The organism is Halovalidus salilacus (genome assembly GCF_031852275.1).
Taxonomy (GTDB): domain Archaea; phylum Halobacteriota; class Halobacteria; order Halobacteriales; family Natrialbaceae; genus Halovalidus; species Halovalidus salilacus.
Genome location: NZ_CP134700.1, coordinates 2,337,981 through 2,355,501 on the forward strand (window position 1 = coordinate 2,337,981; position 17,521 = coordinate 2,355,501).

The following is a 17,521-nucleotide window of genomic DNA, read 5'->3' on the forward strand; positions in this document are numbered from 1 at the left end:
CGACCGTCGCCTGTATAGGCATGCGCCTCGTTCGAGCGCGGTACGCGCGCCGGATCAGGGTCCGGACGGACGGACGCCGAAGCCCCGGTCGTGCGCCTATCACTCGAACAGCTCGCCGACGTCCGCCAGCGACTCGAGGACGTGATCCGGTTCGAACTCGCCGGCGCCGACCTCGTCCCGCTCGGTGATCCCGCTGAGGACGAGCGCCGTCCCCATTCCGGCCCGCGCGCCGAGGGCGATATCGGTGTTGAGCCGATCGCCGACCACGAGCACCCGCTCGGGCGTGAGGGACCGGTCGTCGCGGTCGTCGCCGTCCACCGCTCGCTGGCGGGTGCGATCCCGATCCGCGCCGAGAGCGAACCCCTCGTTCGGCCGGACGCCCAGTCGGTCCATGGCGGCGAGGGCGGCGACGCTCGAGGGTTTGCCGAGGATCGCGTCGGGTTCCCGTCCGGCGACGGCCTCCATCGCGGCCAGGATCGATCCGGAGCCCGGGATCGCGCCGTCGTCGGTGGGGATCGTCACGTCGGGGTCGGTGCCGTAGAAGGGGACTTCACCCGCGAGCGCGCCGAGGGCGTCCCGGAGCACGTCGTAGGAAAAGCGGTGGTCGTACGACCCCAGCACGACCTCGGCCTCGTCGGGGTCCCTGGTCACCTCGAGCCCGGCGTCCTCGAGGACGCGCTGGAGGCGGTTCTCGCCGACGAGGAAGACGGTCTCGTCGGGGTGCGTTCGGGCGAGGAATTCCGCCGAGACGGTCGCCGAGGTGAGCGCGTTCTGGGGTTCGACGTCGATCCCGTACGGCGCGAGTCTCTCCCGGTAGTGGGCCCCGCCCCGCGTCGGATTGTTCGAGAAGAGCAGGCGCGCACAGCCGGCCCCCTCGAGCGCGCGCAGGCCGTCGGGGACGCCGGGGATGAGTTCGTCGCCCCGGACGATGGTGCCGTCGACGTCGAGGATCGCCGCCTCGTATCCGAATTCCGTCATCGCTCGGGCGAACGACGAGGAGGCGGTTGAGTGTTGTGGACGCCACCGCGCCCGCTCGAGGACGTCGAGGGTGGGAATTCTTATCCCGCGAGCTTGCCTACCTCCGGGTATGACGCTCGAGGTCGAGACCCCCGATCCGCCGGAACTGTCGTTCGTCGACCCGAACGAGTACGAGGACGCGACGATCAGCGCCGACGATCCGACCGAGGTCGACTACCGCCGCGAGGAGCTCCAGGCGTTCCTCGAGGAGGGCGCATGGGAGGAGGCGTTCGCGACGTGGGCCGCGGATACGGACCTCGAACCTCGCGAGTTCGAGATCGCCAGGGAAATGGACCTCTTCGCCGAGTTCGACTTCTTCTGGGACGACTTCGCCGACAGGGTCGGCTACCACGCCCCCGGCGTCGCCGAGGACTGGCGCGAACGCGAGTACCACCCGGACCTCGACTCGTGGGGGACCGTCTCGGCGATCAACGCCGAACTGACGGAGTTCGGGCAGATCGTCTGCGAGACGCTCAAGGAGGAGTACATCGACTGGGAGGCGGAGTACGAACCGCCCGAGGACCTCCCGGACTTCGACTGATCGCACCGTTCGGAAGAGACGGCGAGACAGCCACCCGAGCCACGACCCGGCGCACTCGAGCCGCCAGTCGCGGCTTCCTCGTGAGGAAGGCCTCTATCGGTTCGCCGGCCAGTCGCGGAAGAACGACCGACGAACCGACCGTCGTCGACGTGCTCGCGCTCCGCGACGCCGACTCGATGGACGACCTGACGGCGGGTGACGTCACGGCCGGGATCATCACGCTCGACGACCTGCTGATGGTTACGGCCGCGGAGCTGAGCAACGCCTCGGACGTCATCGAGCAGCAGTCGGGGTCCCACTGATCCGTCCGGGAGACAGACGACCGCGGAGACGAACGGTGCCCGGTCACCCGCAGAACCCTCTTTTCCGATCCGGGACGCGCCGAGCGATCGCGTTCGCCCGATCGACCGTCACCGGAGCGTCCCGGAGAGCACCTTCGCGGCGACGAGCACCGGATCCCAGGTGGTGTTGAACGGCGGCGCGTAGGCGAGGTCGTAGTCCTCGAGGTCGAAGACGGTGGCGCCCTCCGTGAGCGCGGCGACGACCGCGTGACTGCGGTGGACCGCCCCCTCGCCGAACTCGCTGACCAGGCTCGCGCCGAGGAGCCGTCCGGAGTCCCGATCGGCAGCGAGCGTGACGGTGACGGTGCCGCCTTCGGGGTAGTAGCCGGCGCGGGAGTTCGCCTCGATCGTCTCTGTGACCGGATCGAATCCGGCCGCTCGCGCCTCCTCCTCGTCAACGATCCCGGTCCTGGCCGCCTCGACGTCGAACGCCTTGACGGCCGCCGTGCCGGCGACGCCGCCGCCCTCGGTCGGCCGTCCCGCGACGGTCTGGCCGACCGCGCGTCCGTGACGGTTCGCGGTCAGCGCCAGCGACGCGTACGTCGGTTCGCCCGTGACGACGTGGGTGGCTTCGGCGCAGTCGCCCGCCGCGTAGACGTCGGGGGCGCTCGTCTCCCGGTACGCGTCGGTGGCGATCGCGCCCGTTTCGCCGAGTTCGATCCCCGCGTCCTCTGCGAGGGCCGTTCGGGGCCGGACGCCCGTGCCGAGCAGGACCATCTCGACGGGAACGCGATCGTCGGCGGTGACGACCGCCTCGACGGCCCCGTCGCCGTCGTTCGTCAGTTCCTCGACCTCGGCGTCGAGGTGGAGCGCGACCTCCCGCTCGCGGAGGTGGTCGGCGACGGCCTCGCTCGTCGCCTCGCTGAACCCCGTGAGTACGCGCCCGGATCGCTGGAAGAGGTTCACCTCGTACTCGTTCGCCGCGAGCGCCTCCGCCATCTCGATCCCGATGTAGCCCCCGCCGACGACGGCCACCGGACCGGCGCAGTCCTCGAGGAATCGACAGGCCGGACCGCGATCGGGCTGCTGGAACGACTCCCCGTCGCGCGCTCGAGCGACGTACTCGCGCAGTTCCTTCCCGTCACTCATCGAGCCGAGGGTGTAGACGCCCTCGAGGTCGACGCCGCCGATCGGCGGCACGACCGCCTCGGCCCCCGTCGCGATGAGGAGGCGATCGTAGGGCTGGACGACGGACTCCGAGTCACCGTCCGAGACTGCTTCCGCGGTCACCGTTCGCTCGTCCGGGTCGATCGAGACGACCTCGTGACCCGTTCGGAGGTCGATGTCGCGCTCCTCGCGGAACTCCTCGGGCGTGACCGAGACGAGCGCCTCGAGGGACTGGATCTCGCCTTTGACGTAGTAGGGCAGACCGCAGGCGCCGTAGGAGACCCACTCGCCCTTCTCGAAGACGACCACCTCGAGGTCGGGGTCGTCGCGTTTCGCTTTGCTCGCGGCGGACATCCCGGCGGCGTCGCCGCCGACGACGACGAAGGTGTCGCTCATGGACCCGCGATCGTCACTCCCCGACGCCGGTCCCGCGTTCGGTCCCGGCCCTGGCGTCGCTTTCCGCGTTCGGTCGAACGTCGGAGGGCGTCGCTCGCTCGCCCGCGTCCGTCAGCGAGTACACCGACTGGCGGGCGTCTCGGAACGACACTCGATCCTCGACGAGGTCGACCTCCTCGAGACGAGAGAGGGCGAATCGAACGGTTCGCTGGGGCAGCATCGTTTCGTCGGCGAGTTCTTTCTGCGTGAGCGAGCCGTCGTACTCGAGCATCTTGAACACGAGCTTGGCGCTCGGAGGTTGATCGGTCAGCCGTTCTGCGGGCGGTGCCATCGATCGGTATTCACCCCGCGACGACGTAAACGATGCGGCGCGCGTGCACAGGCAGTGCACGACCGGGTGGACGACCCGCGACGAGCGGTCACGCGAGCGCGCCCCGGGGAACTCGAGGTCACTCCCGCTCCGACCGACCGTCGTCGCCGTCGTCGCCGACCGCCGGCGTCGTCGGCTCGGGGGAGACGCCCCGCTCCGCTCGCGGCCTCGAGCGAGCGCCGCCGCCGAAGAGGCGCTCCCGAATCGTCCGCGTGTGACGTTTCTCCGCGAGGATGACCGAACACTCGACCTCGTCGAGCACGTCGAGGACGAGCGAGCCCCGAACGAGCCGCGAGAGCATACCGCGCTCGGTGGCGCCGATCAACAGCAGCGTGGCCTCGGCGGCCGTCTCGGCGATCCGTGACTCGACGTCGCCGGTTTCCACCCGTAACTCGGCGTCCTCGAGGCCGTGGTCGGCGGCCCACGACTCGAGGAACGCCTGGCCGCGTTCGCGATCCCCCTCGTCCGCCACGTGCAGGAGGGTGACCTCGGAGTCGAACTGCGATCGCAGGGCTCGCGCGGTCGCGGCGGCCAGTTCCGAGTCCGGACCGCCGGCCGTCGGGAGGAGGATTCGCGACGGATCGAATCTGCGATCGCGGAACACGAGGAAGTCGTTCGGCAGCGAGTGGGCCAGCTCGTCGATCGTGGTCTCCGCCCGACCCGGCGCGCCGTGGCCGTCCGGCCCCCATCCCATCACGGTCAGATCGACGCCGTACCGCTTCGAGGCGTCGAACACCTCCTCGAACGCGCGGTGGGAGAGGACGACGTGCGTCTCGACGTCGACGTCGTACGTCTCCGCGTCGGCGCGCGCCCGATCGAGCAGGTGGCGCGCGACCTCGTGGTCGCCCTGTTCGCGGGCGGCCTCGAGCGACGTCTGGTCGGGGATCTGCACGATGTTCACCGCGACGACGGTTTCGTCGCGGGGTTCCGCGATCGCCGATGCAAGCGAGATGAGCGACTTCTCGTGGGCCGGGTTGGCGAGCGGGACCAGCACGCGGTAGTCGCTCTCGTTGGGCTGGACGCTCATCGTCGCCGAAACCGCGGCGTCGGGCAGCACCTCCGAGTGCTCGAGGACGAGCTGGCTGAGGACGCCCTCCTGTTCGACGGACGCGCGGGCGTACGCGAGGTACCATATCACGGCGAAGGCGACGACGATCGCCGCGAGGAAGATCACGAACGGCTCGATGAACGCGATCAGCGCGAACGAGAGCACCGCCCCCAGGATCGGCGTCGCGGGATAGAACGGCGCCTCGAAGGACGGATCGTAGCTCTCGAGGTTCGACTCGCGGAAGACGATCAGTGCGAGGTTCAACAACCCGTAGACGATCAGGTGGAGCACGCTCCCCATGGTCGCCAGTTGTTCGATGTTACCGGCGAAGATGGCAAGCAGGATGATGGCGCCGGTGATCGCGATGGCCCGGTACGGGGTGGCGAACCGGGGGTGGACCTCGTTGATCTTCTGCGTGATGAGCTTGTCACGCCCCATCGCGAAGTTGATCCGCGAGGAGGCGAGGATCGAGGCGTTCGCCGACGACGCGGTCGCGAGCAGGCCGCCGAACAAGAGCGCGGCGGCGCCGACCGGGCCCATCAACCGTCGTGCGACGTCCACGACGGCCGTGTCGTTGTTCGCCACGACGCCGGTCTCGACGGCAGCCAACATCGCGAGCAGGATCAGGGCGTACATCGCCGTGACGATGACGACGCTCCCGATGACCGCTCGCGGGAGGTTCCGCCCGGGATCGCGGATCTCCTCGGCGACTGACGTGATCTGACGAAGCCGAGGTAGGAAACGAAGACGAGTCCCGTCACCGGCAAGAGCGGTTCCCAGCCGTACGGATCGATCGGTCTGAGCGTGGCGAGATCCGCGTTGTAAATGCCGAACGCCGTGAAGGCGGTGAGGATCACCACCAGAATGATCACGATCACGTTCTGCAACCGACCGGTCTCCTTCGCCCCGACGTAGTTGACCGAGATGAAAAACGCGCCACCGGCCAGACCGATCACCTGCGCGGGCTCGAGGCCGATCGGGCCGAGCGTCAGCCCCGGAACCACCGCGAACTGGTTGACGTACTCGCCGAAGCCGTACATGTAAAACGCCGACGCGAAAGCGAGTCCGAGCCAGTTCCCCCAGCCGGTGATCGAGCCGAACAGCGGTCCGAGTCCGCGATTTACGTAGAAGTACGCGCCCCCGGAGACGGGCATCGCCGTGCCGAGTTCGGACGCCGAGAGGGCGGTCAACAGCGCGATCGCACCGCCGAGGACGAACGCGAGCGCCGTCAACGGCCCCAGTTGGGCGACCGACGGTCCGGGGAGGACGAAAATCCCCGCGCCGATCATCGTCCCGACGCCGATCGTGAGCGCGGCGAGCGGACCGAGGTCTTTCGCGAGTTCGGTGTCACTGCTCACGGAACCACCCCCGTCGACCGCTTCGGGTCAATCGATCGCTTCGCTACCATCTGCCGCCTCGAGCGGCCGACCCGGCGGGACCCCTCCCGCGGCGGTCGAGATGCTACTCGACCGATCGAACGGTCGGTGAGCGGTTTGACGGCGGTCGGCACGATCGGTACTGCTAGAGGAGAACTCACACACTATTGATGTTCGAGGCGTGTCTCTTGAACGTATTGTCTCGTCGGTGCGGGCGACCCCGCGGCGAGGGTGCGACCGAACCGTAACGCCCACCCTCGCGGCCGGCCGAGGCTCGCGGAAACCGGCTTCGTGAGGTTTACGTACGGTCCGTCCGGATATCACCGGGATGACGCTGTACTCGCGGGTTCGCCCCCTCGCGTTCACACTCCCGGCGGAGACGGCCCACGAACTGGGCAAGCGGGCGCTCCGGGCGGCCGGGAGCACCCGGCCGACGCGGGCGGCCCTGCGGTACGCCTACCGCGTCGACGATCCGGCGCTCGAGGTCGACCTGTTCGGCGCGACCTTCCCGAACCCCGTGGGCGTGGCCGCCGGCTTCGACAAGAACGCCGAGGTGACCCACAGCCTCGAGTCGCTCGGCTTCGGCTTCGTCGAGGTCGGCACCGTGACGCCGTACCCCCAGCGGGGTAACGAGAAGCCCAGGCTGTTCCGACTCCGGGAGGACGAGGCGATGGTCAACCGGATGGGATTCAACGGCCACGGGATGGAGCGCGTCAAGGAACGCCTACGGCGCGACGGCCTCCCTCGGATCCCGCTGGGGGTCAACGTCGGCAAGATGAACACCTCGAACGAGGCGGAGGCGCTCGAGGACTACCGCCGGGTGTTCGACCGCCTCTCCCCGTTCGCCGACTACGTCGTGGTGAACGTCTCCTGCCCGAACACGCCCGACGAGTTCGACGAGGACGACCCCGAGCACCTGCGGGCCATCTTCGAGACGCTCGAGGCCGAGAACGACGCGGGGAAGCCGATCCTGGTGAAGATCGGCCCCGATTCCCCCGAGGAGTCGGTGCTCGACCTCGTCGACATCGTCGAGGCGTTCGACCTCGACGGCGTCGTCGCGACCAACACGACGACGAGTCGCGACGGCGTTCGATCCCCTCAGCGGGAGGAGTGGGGCGGCCTGAGCGGCACGCCGCTCCGGGACCGATCCACCGCCGTCGTTCGCACGCTCGCGGCGTACACCGACCTGCCGATCATCGGCGTCGGCGGCGTCGACTCGCCCGAGAGCGCCTACGAGAAAATCCGCGCGGGCGCCTCGCTCGTGCAACTCTACACCGGCTTCGTCTACCACGGTCCCTCGACCGCGAAGCGGATCAACCGCGGCCTGCTCGAGTTGCTCGAGCGCGACGGCTTCTCGTCGGTCGAGGAGGCGGTGGGCGCGGACCTCGAGTGAGGGGTCTCCGTTACTCGGTCGCCGATCCCGAAGCCTGAAAACGGAGTCCGCGACGGTCGACTACCGGTTCGGGAACGCCGTCTTCCGACGACTCGTCCCCGACGAACCGGTCGGTTCAGTCGACGTTCACGCGCGTCCCGTGTCCCGACTCGCCGACGACCTCGCCGTCCTCGTAGACGACCTCGCCGCGGACCACGGTGGTCACCGCCTTGCCGGTGAACGTCTCCCCTTCGAAGGGGGTCACACGGGTCTTCGAGTGCAGGTCGCGGCGGTCCTCGAGCGTCCACTCGAGGTCGGGATCGACGACGGAGAAGTCGGCGTCCGTCCCGACCTGTAGCGAGCCCTTCTGCGGGTACATCCCCCAGACCTGCGCCGGGCGGGTCGAGTGGCGTCGAACCCACTCCTCGAGGGCGAGTCGGCCCTCGTTCACGAAGGTGAGCATGACGGGAACCTCGGTCTCGAGGCCGACGAAGCCCGAGATGGCCTCCCAGGTGTTCCCGAAGGGATCGTCCACCTTCTTCTCCTCGTCCGTGTGCGGGGCGTGGTCGGTGGCGATGCAGTCGACGGCGCCGCCGTCGACGCCGACCTCCCAGAGTTTCGCTCGCTCCGCTTCGTCGCGGATCGGCGGCTGGATCCGCGCGACGTTGCCCTTCTCCCGGAGGACGTCCTCGGTGAACCAGAGGTAGTGGGGGCAGGTCTCGGCGGTCACGTCCACTCCACGCTCCTTCCCGCGAGCGACCGCCTCCGCGCCCGACCCCGAGGAGACGTGAAACATGTGCACCTTCGCGCCCGTCTCCTCGGCGAACGTGATCATCCGCTCGATCGCCTCCCGTTCAGCGATCACCGGCCGGGAGCGGGCGTGGTGGATAGGGTCGTTCTTCCCTTCGGCCTTGAACTTCTCCGTGTAGAAGTCGATGATCTCCCCGTTCTCCTCGTGGAAACCCAGGCGTTTTCCGGTCTCGCGGATCGCCCGCATCGCCTCGAGGATCTCCCCGTCGTTGGGCGCCGGGACGTCCCCCACGGTGGATCCGAGGAAGATCTTGTACCCCAGCGCCCCGGCCTCGTCGAGGGCCGGAATCCGATCGAGGTTCTCGGAGGTGACGACCGCGTAGCTCTGGAAGTCGACGTGGGCGGAGGCCTCGGCGCGATCGAACTTCAACTCGAGGCGCTCGGGCCGGTCGACGATCGGGTCGGTGTTCGGCATCCCCACGACGGTCGTCACGCCGCCGGCGGCCGCAGCGCGGGTCGCGGTCTCCCAGTCCTCCTTGTACTCGAGGCCGGGTTCGCGGTTGTGGATGTGGCAGTCGACGATTCCCGGCACCAGGACGTCCCCCTCGCCGTCGATGACGCGATCTGCGTCCGGCAGGTTCTCGCTGCGGGCGACCGCGGCGATCTCGCCGCCCTCGACGGCGACGCCGGCGTCCGGGGTCCGGCCGGCGGGCGTGACGACCGTGCAGTCGCGCACCACGAGGTCCACGGGATCGGCGTCGGTGTCGGACATTGGTGAGGGTTCCGTCGGGGCGTGGAAATAGCTTCTGAACCGCCGGGACGCCGATCGCCCGGAGACGCGTGCCGGACGAGTCACGCCAGAAAGGGGGATCGCGCGACCCGTCGCACCGGAGCGTCGGAGCCGGTATGGGCCAGTTACGAACCCGTACGGCTCCTATACTAAACGAGGCGGATCCCGTCGTCGACGCCGATGGACGCTCCCGGGATTCGCGGTCGGACGGTGCTCGTGACGGGCGGGGCCGGCTTCATCGGAAGCCACCTCGTCGACGCGCTCGCCCCGCACAACGAGGTCAGGGTGCTCGACAACTTCTCGACCGGGTCTCGAGACCACGTTCACGACGACGCGGACGTGATCGACGGCGACGTCGCCGATCCGGTCGCGCTCGGACGCGCCGTCCGCGACGTCGATCTCGTCTTTCACCTCGCGGCGCTCGTCAGCGTGGACCTGAGCGTCGAACAGCCGCGCCGGAGCAACGAGACCAACCTCGAGTCGAGCCTCCTCCTGCTCGATCTCGCGCGCCAGGAGGACGCCCGGGTCGTGGTCGCCTCGAGCGCGGCGGTGTACGGCCACCCCTCGGAGCTTCCGATCTCCGAGACGGCGCGAACGGAACCGACCTCGCCGTACGGGATCCAGAAACTCGCGCTCGATCAGTACGCCCGCCGCTACGCGGAGCTGTACGACCTGTCGACGGTCGCGCTGCGGTTCTTCAACGTCTACGGCCCGCGCCAGCGCGGCCCCTACAGCGGCGTCATTTCGACGTTCCTCGAGCAGGCCCGGGCCGGCGATCCGATCACGATCGAGGGCGACGGCGAGCAGACCCGCGATTTCGTCCACGTCAGAGACGTCGTCCGGGCGAACCTGCTCGCGGCGACGACCGACGAGACCGGCGAGGCGTTCAACGTCGGCACCGGCGAACGGACCTCGATTCGCCACCTCGCGGAAACGGTCCGGAACGCGACCGACAGTTCCTCGCCCATCGTTCACCGCGATCCCCGGCCCGGAGATATCACTCACAGCCGGGCGGAGACGACCAAGGCGCGCCGTCGGCTCGGATTCGACGCCGAGATCCCCTTCGAAGCCGGTATCCGATCGCTCGCCGGAGGGACCTCCCTCGAGGCGGCGATCTCCGACGGGGGCTCGAGCGCCGACGGGGAGTCGATCACCTGACCGGCCCGAACGCTCCGGGTCGGTTCCGCCGACGTCGGATCGAGTAGGCGGTCGGTAGGCCTCGCTAGTCTGTGCTTTCGATCGAACGAATCGACCGTGTCGGTGCACCCGCGGTTTCGGTCGACTCTCGTGGAAGTTGCGTTCTCGTGCGTGTAGGCGATAGATAACTAACGGTATTCGGCGACTGTGAGTATCCATGAGCCTGATCGGAAGCGCCATCGTGTTCGTCGTAAGCCTGCTGATCGGGGCCCTCGGGATTTACCTCGGTGCGAAGGTCATCGTAGGGGCCGACGACTACTCCTACGCCATCGTGACGGCGTTGATCGGGGCGATCATCTGGGGCGTGGTCGGCTTTTTCCTCGGGTGGATACCGCTGCTCGGCCCGCTCCTCGTGTTGATCGCCTACCTGGCGGTCATCAACTGGCGGTACCCGGGCAGCTGGGTGCAGGCGGCGGCCATCACGATCGTCGCCTGGATTTCGGTGCTGATCGTGCTCTACGTCCTGGCGGTCGTCGGGATCACGGGATTCGAGTCGGTCGGCGTTCCCGGCGTCTGACCGGACGGCCCGGTACTCGCCCGGCGGGACCGAAAATCGGGGCCGCAACCGCGACGTGAGTTCGTTCGCCGGCGGTTCACTCGACTTCCGTCGCCGAGTCCGTTTCCTCGCGGATCGACTCCGGGACCGGATCGATGAGGACGACGGCTTCGCCGCCGATGACGACGTCCTCGTCCGTCTCCACGACGGTCTCGAGACGGTACCGGTCGCCGCCGAGGTCCTCGGCGACCTCGACGGAGGCCGTGAGGCGGTCGCCGATCGCGACGGGACCGACGAACTCGAGGTCCTGCGAGAGGTAGACCGTCAGTCCGGGCATTCGAGCGAGAGCGGCGCTGATCAGGCCGGCGACGAGCGTCCCGTGGACGATCCGCTCGCCGAACCGCGTCTCGTCGGCGAACGATTCGTCGAGGTGCAGGCGGTTGGTGTCGCCGCTGGCCGATGCGAACTCGCGGACGTCCGTCTCGGTGATCGTCTTCGAGAAGGTGACGACGTCGCCGACGTCGATCGACGACGGTTCGTCGACGGTCCGATCGTGGTCCCACCCGGGCGTGTGATCGGCGATCGTCGGGATCTCCGGGTGGGGCCCGTCGAGGGTCGGTTCGGATCGGTTGGAGGGGGTGGAGAGGGTGGAGGGGTCGAAACCGAGGGCGGATGCCGTCGCGCGGTTCGCCTCGATCACGTTCGATACGACGCGTTCCGATGCCTGGGACCAGACACGAAGGGTGTGTGCAAGCGGGGTCATCTGTGGGACTGCTCCCGTATCCGTCTCGAACGGGGGGACGTGGGCGGGAATGCCCGATTACCCGTCGACCGGAGTACGTAGTTCGTCTCGGATTCAGGCGCTCATAAGCTTGCTGGAGGTGCGTGGTGTCCGAACCGGTTCGCCAGCTCGACACTCTCCGAAAGGTACATCTACACACCCGGAGCGGCGATGAATCCCGACTATCGAGCGGGAACGTCCGAACGTGTTTATCCACGCCTTCGACGAACCGTCGATCGACGATGGTCCCGCCCCGTCCACCGAGCCGGCGACCGGTAGTAAGCGGCGACGCTCGAGGTGACCGATGCGGACGAGCCGTCGGTCGACGACAGTCCCACGTATCAACCGGTTGTTCGTATCAGCCGGATAATACACCCGTTTGAAACTGGAGGTGAAGCCCCCGATGACATACAGATGACCCAATAACAGAAAATGATTTATAATAAATACTTTGTGCAGTGGTCACGTCTTCACCGGACAGTACGCGGGTAACACGACAGTTCGGTCTCCATCACATGACTCACCAGTTCCGAGCACACTGCCTCGCCCCGTTCACCCTCCAGGCGTTGGTCCCGGTCGGCCACCGGCTCGATCTATTGCCGTTGCGAGCGTTACAACTCGAGTGGAGCCCTCACCTGGCGGCGTTACTCGGCATCCTCGCGCTCGGCGTTCTCGGCGGTCTGCTCACCATCAGGAACCGACTCGAGCGGGAGAACCCCGGCGCCGACGAGCGGACCGTCCCGCACGAGGAGTTCATGACCGATCGGGAGCGGGTGTGCCGACTCGTCGAAGAGAACGGCGGACGGATGAAACAATCGGAGATTGTCGACTCGGTCGACTGGTCGAAGGCCAAGGTCAGTCGCCTGCTCGCCGATCTCGAGGAGGACGGCGATGTGACGAAACTCAGGCTCGGACGGGAGAATCTGGTGTGCCTCTCGGGTCACGAACCGCGGGCCTCTCGCTCCCCCGAGGGACCGAATCGCGAGTAATTCGGTCTCGAGAACCTATTCGCAATCGTTGTTTTCCGGCGTTCTATCGGCGAATTCGGCGATTTCGGTACGAAAAGGTTGCCGGCGTTTATGCGGCGGACTGGCAATGGATAGCCGCCGGCACGGCATAGACATGAACGCACGCAATCTACTCGTTGTGGTCGTAGCGGCGCTGCTCGTCGCCTCGAGCGGCGCGCTAGTCGTCGGCGCATCGACAGCGCCGAACGCGGTTCAGCAGGACGACGACAATGCGACTAACGAGAGTGACGTCGCGGACGAGGGCGAGAACGTAACCGATGACCAAGAGAACGAAACGGGTGATGAAGAGAATGTAACTGAAGAAGATGAGAACGATACGGAAGAAGATGAGAACGTAACCGAGGACGAAGCTGGCGATGAGGCGAACGCCTCGGTCACGTTCGAGGATCAGGAAAGCAACGGTACGTCCGTCGTCGTCGACGAAGTGACCGTCAACGAGGGCGGATTCGTGGCGATCCACAATAGTAGCCTGCTCGCCGGGGACGCCATCGGAAGCGTGATCGGCTCCTCCGAATACCTCGAGGAAGGCACGCACGAGGACGTCGAGGTCGAACTCAACGAATCCCTGGAGGAGAACGAGACGCTGGTCGCGATGCCCCACCAGGACACGAACGACAACGAAGAGAACGACTTCGTCGAAACCGAGGGCGAGGAGGACGGTCCGTACCTTAACGCGTCGGACGAACCGGTGATCGACGACGCGGTCGTCACGGTCGTTGAGGACAACGTCACCGACGAGGAACCGATAGCCGAAAACGAGACCGACGACAACGTCACTGACGACAACGAGACCGACGACAACGTCACTGACGACAACGAGACCGACGACAACGTCACTGACGACAACGAGACCGACGACAACCTCACTGACGACAACGAAACCGAGGACAACCTCACTGACGACAACGAAACCGAGGATAACCTCACTGACGAGCCAATAGTCGGAAACGAGACCGAGGACAACGTCACTGACGACAACGAAACTGAGGACAACGAAACCGAGGATAACCTCACCGAGGACAACGTTACCGAAGAGGACGCACCCGAAGCGTCCATAATGTTCCAGCAGGATAGCGACGGTGAAACCGTCGACATCGGCCAGGTCACGCTCGAAGAAGGCGGATTCGTGGCAGTCCACGATAGCAGCCTGCTCGATGGAAACGTGGTCGGTAGCGTCATCGGTAGTTCGGAGTACCTCGAGCCAGGGACGCACGAATCGGTCGAGGTCCAACTCGACGAGCCCCTGGAAGACGACGAAGCGGTGATCGCGATGCCGCACCTCGACACGAACGACAACGAAGAGAACGACTTCGTCGAAACCGAGGGCGAGGAGGACGGACCGTACCTCGATTCGACCGGTGACCCGGTGACCGACGGTGCGTACATCGTCATCTCAGACGATAACGCCACGGACGAACCCGTCGTCGAGAACGAGACCGAGGACAACGTCACCGACGAAGAACCGGTAGCTGAGAACGAAACGGAGGACGATATCGACGAGGAGGAACCGGTAGTCGATAACGAAACCGAGGACAACGTCACCGAGGAGGAGCCAGTAGTCGACAACGAGACCGAAGATACCGTCACCGACGAAGAACCGGTAGCTGAGAACGAAACCGATGAAGAACCCGCCGAGGGAGTCCCCGCCGACGAGGCGGAGAAGAACAAAAAGGACAAACCGCACGACGGAGTCACCCCCATCGAGGACTCCGAAGACCTCGATCAGGCACCTGACGATCGACCGTACGCGGTCATCGTCAACGAGCACTCCATCGAGAACCTGAACGTGAACGTCGACACCGTCAACGTGATAGTGATCGGCGAGGACGTCGACCAGGAAGAGATTCAGGAGCACCTCGAGGGCATGGAAGATCAGGGTGCGATGGGTGACAACGTCACCGACGAGAACGCGACAGACGGAAACGCTACGAACGACACCGTCACCGACGACGCTGGCAACGAGTCAGCGAACGGTGTCGCAGGGTAGACGCCTCGTCGACGCATTCCGATCTTTCTTTGGGCCGAAACGGCATCTCCGAACCCAGTGGCAACACCCTCCTGGAGAACGACGTGGTCCTCGATCGGTCACCGTCGGTACGCAGACGGACGGGCTACGGCCCCGGCACGGACGCCGATGGCGCGTGGATAACCGCGAGCCACGCTCCCGCAGCTGGTCGTCGTATGTCCGCGACCGACGCAACTGAGCGGCTCAACTGAGCAGACTGTAGATGCTGCTGGCGGCGACGGTGAGCAACACCAGGACGCTCCAGAGGACGGGATCGACGCTCGAGAGTATCGGAAGGTCGATCCCCTCGAGGGCGATGAGAGCCAGCGCGAGGACGCACAGACCGAGGTGCAGTTGTAAGACGGTGTCGGAATCGTCGTCGTCGTTGTCGATGTACTGGAGGACGGATTCGAAGTTCGATCCGGGCTCGATAGTTTTGGCGTCCGAATCGTACTCGATGACGGCATCTTCCTCGAGTTGAGGGAGGTGCGTCTGCTGGAGCGAGACGTAGACGCTCTTGTAGAGGTTGTTCGGGACGGAAGCGGAATCGGACTCGCTGGCGGCGATCTCCGTTGCTACGTCGGAGACGTCGAGTCGATCGGATCGCGACGCGAGCAGTTGAACGATAGCCCGTCGCCTATCATTCCCCAGAATGTGGAACACTTCGCTTTCTTCGAGAGACCCTGACCGACTCGTTTGGACCGGCATTGATCACAGCAGAGACCGATCGAAAACTACTCGCGCCTGTCCACCACCTGAGGTCATAGATACATTCGTATTCGACGAGTGGTGACTTTAAACCTTCGAGGGAACGCTGCGCTCACGCGTACGGGGATGGGCCGGCACGACCCGCAGTCGTCGTCGATACGCGAACCGTTCCGTACGCGAGCTCCCGTGTGCGTTCCGAACGTGTCGAATCGGTAGAGCGCACCGCCGGCACGACAGTCGGTCACGCTCGCGACGATTCCGCGAACGCCGACGACCGCCCGCTGTCGACACCTCGAGTCGTGACGAAAAAGGGATCGCGATCCGCGGTCAGTGGCGGCCCCCCGACCGAGCGATTACTCGCGCGGAAGGTGGCCGCCCGACTGCATCTCTCGATACGTCGTACACGCCGGACAGCCGTGTACGACGTCGCCGTTGTCCCCGAACACTCGCGCGAACTGCTGGGTCACGTGCGTGCCGCAGTTCTGACAGCGAGCACCCGCTGTCGACGATTCCATGGGGGTCCAGTTGTGGTTGCTCTGTTTCATGATCGTGAATGAAGTATGATTGGAACGATCGGACTGCCGTCGGCCGTCGACCGGCTCGTGACAGTCGGATTCGTCGCCCGAACGACACGACCCGACGCGGCGGGGATCGGGGCGTCGCTCGAGTCTGTCGCGTACGCTGTGGGAACGCGACCACCTCGATCCGCCCGCGGTCGCATCAGTTCGGGCATCACTACTACCGACTTCAGCAGATGCGGATAAAGGACGTTGACTGTTCACCTGCCGGGCGTGTTTGCGTCGTGGGTAAACCCCGTATTTCCGGCCTGTTCCAGGGGAACGGGGGCTGTAGACTCCGACAACGGTGAACCGACTGATAACCAGGCCCCGGTCCGTTTACCCGTATTTGAGTGGATTAGCGATCGATCGGGAGCGGAGGGGGTGTCGAACACCATCTCAATATCTGATTTAATACGAAAATATGAAATTTCGTGCGCGAACGGCTTTCCTTCCGAAAATAAGGTACATCGTTATAAAATACCACCGTCGCTTACCGATCTGATTGCTGGAATGTGATGGTGGGAGCGAATCGACGCAGGGCGCCAAACGAACGGATCGACACCTCTCGATCTCTCGAGAGCGAACTCTCGGCACACATAGACTGCAGGATAGCCTGACGATGTCAACTCACGCGAGCAACACGACGGAATCGACCGCCGACTCGACCGCGCAACTCGACGTTCTGGGAGACGAGTGTGCACGGACGATCCTCGTCGCGACGAGCGGCGAACCGCGAACGGCGAAGGAACTGACCGATCGGACCGACAGCTCCTCGGCCACCGTCTATCGACGGATCAACAACCTCCTCGAGAGCGGGTTACTCTCCGAATGCGTACGGTTCGAGGAAGACGGTTCCCACACCACCGCGTACGAAGCGACCGTCGACACGATCCGCGTTCGAATCGACGCCGACGGAATCGACGTCTCGTTGCTGGGATCGGCGGAGAGCGCGTAATCGCCCCAGCGTCCGTACGATCGTTGGACGTTACCGCTCCTCGATCGCTCGTAGTTCGTTCGTTCGACCGACGAATGCGGTTCGACCGGCCCGAACGACGGGAATCGCCGGAGGGCTCCGACGGCCGGTCTGACACGTACGGTCGGTTCACCTCACTCGTTCTCGGCTCGAGACGGGGACGGGAAAGAGGTCGTGAAACGTCTGTACGGTACGGATAACAAATATCCAATCAGCGGAACGGTCAATGTGATTGAGCAATGCACGATCTGACCGGGTTCCAGCGCGATCTGCTGTACGTGATCGCAGGGGCAGACCGACCGTCGGGCCAAACGGTGAAAGACGAGGTCGAGAAGTATTACAGCTCGGAGATCAATCACGGTCGGTTGTACCCCAATCTCGACACGCTGGTCAACAAGGAGCTCGTCGAGAAGGGGCAACTCGACAGACGAACGAATTACTACGCGATCACCGACGCCGGTCGACAGCAGATCCAGGAGCGTCGCGAGTGGGAAGAACAGTACGTCGACTTCTGACCGAGCTCGAGTAGCCCACCTCGAGTCACGGCGGTCCGTTGCTTCCGACCAGCGGCGCGCTGATCGGGCGCGTTCCGAGGGCGGAACCGCGACCCCCCTCCGCCCGGACTACTCTCGATCGTTCGGAGTCCGGGCCCGATCGGTCGGGGG

General features: G+C 65.8%; 16 protein-coding genes and 1 pseudogene. 9 read left to right on the top strand and 8 right to left on the bottom strand.

What is annotated here, in order from left to right; genetic code table 11:
- Positions 1-99 precede the first annotated feature (99 nt).
- Positions 100-978 carry an HAD-IIA family hydrolase gene (locus RJT68_RS11670; RefSeq protein WP_407036734.1) on the bottom strand — a complete coding sequence of 293 codons (879 nt, stop codon included), beginning with the start codon at positions 976-978 and terminating at the stop codon, positions 100-102.
- Positions 979-1,087: 109 nt separating this feature from the next.
- Here RJT68_RS11670 and RJT68_RS11675 point away from each other — a divergent pair, with 109 nt between their 5' ends.
- Both RJT68_RS11675 and RJT68_RS11680 read left to right on the top strand, forming a co-directional pair.
- Complete coding sequence (locus tag RJT68_RS11675) at positions 1,088-1,558, top strand: hypothetical protein (RefSeq protein WP_407036735.1); 471 nt, start codon at positions 1,088-1,090, stop codon at positions 1,556-1,558.
- Between the two features lie 80 nt (positions 1,559-1,638).
- Entirely contained in the window at positions 1,639-1,860 is a 222-nt protein-coding gene (locus RJT68_RS11680; RefSeq protein WP_407036736.1) for a hypothetical protein, read from the top strand.
- Positions 1,861-1,968: 108 nt separating this feature from the next.
- Here the strand turns inward: RJT68_RS11680 and RJT68_RS11685 are convergent, their stop codons facing one another.
- From RJT68_RS11685 to RJT68_RS11695, 3 genes and pseudogenes are all read right to left on the bottom strand, one after another.
- On the bottom strand, positions 1,969-3,402 hold the full coding sequence (locus RJT68_RS11685) for an FAD-dependent oxidoreductase (protein WP_407036737.1): 1,434 nt from the start codon (positions 3,400-3,402) through the stop codon (positions 1,969-1,971).
- 13 nt (positions 3,403-3,415) lie between these two features.
- Positions 3,416-3,733 (bottom strand): winged helix-turn-helix transcriptional regulator, encoded by a 318-nt coding sequence (locus RJT68_RS11690; protein WP_407036738.1) that lies wholly within the window; start codon positions 3,731-3,733, stop codon positions 3,416-3,418.
- A 118-nt stretch (positions 3,734-3,851) separates the two neighbouring features.
- Positions 3,852-6,178 (bottom strand): annotated as a pseudogene (locus tag RJT68_RS11695) (amino acid permease).
- A 346-nt stretch (positions 6,179-6,524) separates the two neighbouring features.
- Between RJT68_RS11695 and RJT68_RS11700 the strand changes: the two are divergent.
- The gene (locus tag RJT68_RS11700) at positions 6,525-7,589 is read left to right on the top strand and encodes a quinone-dependent dihydroorotate dehydrogenase (RefSeq protein WP_407036739.1); all 1,065 of its coding nucleotides are present in this window, start codon (positions 6,525-6,527) and stop codon (positions 7,587-7,589) included.
- 115 nt (positions 7,590-7,704) lie between these two features.
- On the opposite strand, the gene allB is transcribed toward RJT68_RS11700, so the two are convergent.
- Positions 7,705-9,090 (bottom strand): allantoinase AllB, encoded by a 1,386-nt coding sequence (gene allB, locus RJT68_RS11705; protein WP_407036740.1) that lies wholly within the window; start codon positions 9,088-9,090, stop codon positions 7,705-7,707.
- Between the two features lie 198 nt (positions 9,091-9,288).
- On the opposite strand from allB, the gene RJT68_RS11710 reads away from it, so the two are divergent.
- Both RJT68_RS11710 and RJT68_RS11715 read left to right on the top strand, forming a co-directional pair.
- On the top strand, positions 9,289-10,266 hold the full coding sequence (locus RJT68_RS11710) for an NAD-dependent epimerase/dehydratase family protein (RefSeq protein WP_407036741.1): 978 nt from the start codon (positions 9,289-9,291) through the stop codon (positions 10,264-10,266).
- Between the two features lie 202 nt (positions 10,267-10,468).
- A complete protein-coding gene (locus RJT68_RS11715; protein WP_407040363.1) occupies positions 10,469-10,822 on the top strand; it encodes a hypothetical protein in 354 nt (117 codons plus the stop codon).
- A 76-nt stretch (positions 10,823-10,898) separates the two neighbouring features.
- On the opposite strand, the gene RJT68_RS11720 is transcribed toward RJT68_RS11715, so the two are convergent.
- Entirely contained in the window at positions 10,899-11,564 is a 666-nt protein-coding gene (locus RJT68_RS11720; protein WP_407036742.1) for a MaoC family dehydratase, read from the bottom strand.
- Positions 11,565-12,097: 533 nt separating this feature from the next.
- Between RJT68_RS11720 and RJT68_RS11725 the strand changes: the two genes are divergently transcribed.
- Positions 12,098-12,571, top strand: a complete 474-nt coding sequence (locus RJT68_RS11725) for a helix-turn-helix transcriptional regulator (protein ID WP_407036743.1) — start codon at positions 12,098-12,100, stop codon at positions 12,569-12,571.
- A 28-nt stretch (positions 12,572-12,599) separates the two neighbouring features.
- Complete coding sequence (locus tag RJT68_RS11730) at positions 12,600-14,597, top strand: DUF7282 domain-containing protein (protein ID WP_407036744.1); 1,998 nt, start codon at positions 12,600-12,602, stop codon at positions 14,595-14,597.
- A 222-nt stretch (positions 14,598-14,819) separates the two neighbouring features.
- On the opposite strand, the gene RJT68_RS11735 is transcribed toward RJT68_RS11730, so the two are convergent.
- Positions 14,820-15,323, bottom strand: coding sequence for a DUF7344 domain-containing protein (locus tag RJT68_RS11735; protein WP_407036745.1), 504 nt, complete (start codon positions 15,321-15,323; stop codon positions 14,820-14,822).
- A gap of 353 nt (positions 15,324-15,676) precedes the next feature.
- A complete protein-coding gene (locus RJT68_RS11740; RefSeq protein ID WP_407036746.1) occupies positions 15,677-15,838 on the bottom strand; it encodes a DUF7563 family protein in 162 nt (53 codons plus the stop codon).
- 664 nt (positions 15,839-16,502) lie between these two features.
- Here RJT68_RS11740 and RJT68_RS11745 point away from each other — a divergent pair.
- Positions 16,503-16,838: a helix-turn-helix domain-containing protein gene (locus RJT68_RS11745; protein ID WP_407036747.1), complete on the top strand. Its 336-nt coding sequence runs from the start codon at positions 16,503-16,505 to the stop codon at positions 16,836-16,838.
- Positions 16,839-17,095: 257 nt separating this feature from the next.
- The gene (locus tag RJT68_RS11750; RefSeq protein WP_407036748.1) at positions 17,096-17,371 is read left to right on the top strand and encodes a PadR family transcriptional regulator; all 276 of its coding nucleotides are present in this window, start codon (positions 17,096-17,098) and stop codon (positions 17,369-17,371) included.
- Positions 17,372-17,521: the final 150 nt, after the last annotated feature.

Excerpts from the sequence above, each read along its gene's own strand:
- RJT68_RS11670 (WP_407036734.1), bottom strand. The coding sequence starts at position 978 with ATGACGGAATTCGGATACGAGGCGGCGATCCTCGACGTCGACGGCACC.
- RJT68_RS11675 (WP_407036735.1), top strand. The coding sequence starts at position 1,088 with ATGACGCTCGAGGTCGAGACCCCCGATCCGCCGGAACTGTCGTTCGTC.
- RJT68_RS11685 (WP_407036737.1), bottom strand. The coding sequence starts at position 3,402 with ATGAGCGACACCTTCGTCGTCGTCGGCGGCGACGCCGCCGGGATGTCC.
- RJT68_RS11690 (WP_407036738.1), bottom strand. The coding sequence starts at position 3,733 with ATGGCACCGCCCGCAGAACGGCTGACCGATCAACCTCCGAGCGCCAAG.
- RJT68_RS11700 (WP_407036739.1), top strand. The coding sequence starts at position 6,525 with ATGACGCTGTACTCGCGGGTTCGCCCCCTCGCGTTCACACTCCCGGCG.
- allB (WP_407036740.1), bottom strand. The coding sequence starts at position 9,090 with ATGTCCGACACCGACGCCGATCCCGTGGACCTCGTGGTGCGCGACTGC.
- RJT68_RS11710 (WP_407036741.1), top strand. The coding sequence starts at position 9,289 with ATGGACGCTCCCGGGATTCGCGGTCGGACGGTGCTCGTGACGGGCGGG.
- RJT68_RS11720 (WP_407036742.1), bottom strand. The coding sequence starts at position 11,564 with ATGACCCCGCTTGCACACACCCTTCGTGTCTGGTCCCAGGCATCGGAA.
- RJT68_RS11725 (WP_407036743.1), top strand. The coding sequence starts at position 12,098 with ATGACTCACCAGTTCCGAGCACACTGCCTCGCCCCGTTCACCCTCCAG.
- RJT68_RS11735 (WP_407036745.1), bottom strand. The coding sequence starts at position 15,323 with ATGCCGGTCCAAACGAGTCGGTCAGGGTCTCTCGAAGAAAGCGAAGTG.
- RJT68_RS11740 (WP_407036746.1), bottom strand. The coding sequence starts at position 15,838 with ATGGAATCGTCGACAGCGGGTGCTCGCTGTCAGAACTGCGGCACGCAC.
- RJT68_RS11745 (WP_407036747.1), top strand. The coding sequence starts at position 16,503 with ATGTCAACTCACGCGAGCAACACGACGGAATCGACCGCCGACTCGACC.
- RJT68_RS11750 (WP_407036748.1), top strand. The coding sequence starts at position 17,096 with ATGCACGATCTGACCGGGTTCCAGCGCGATCTGCTGTACGTGATCGCA.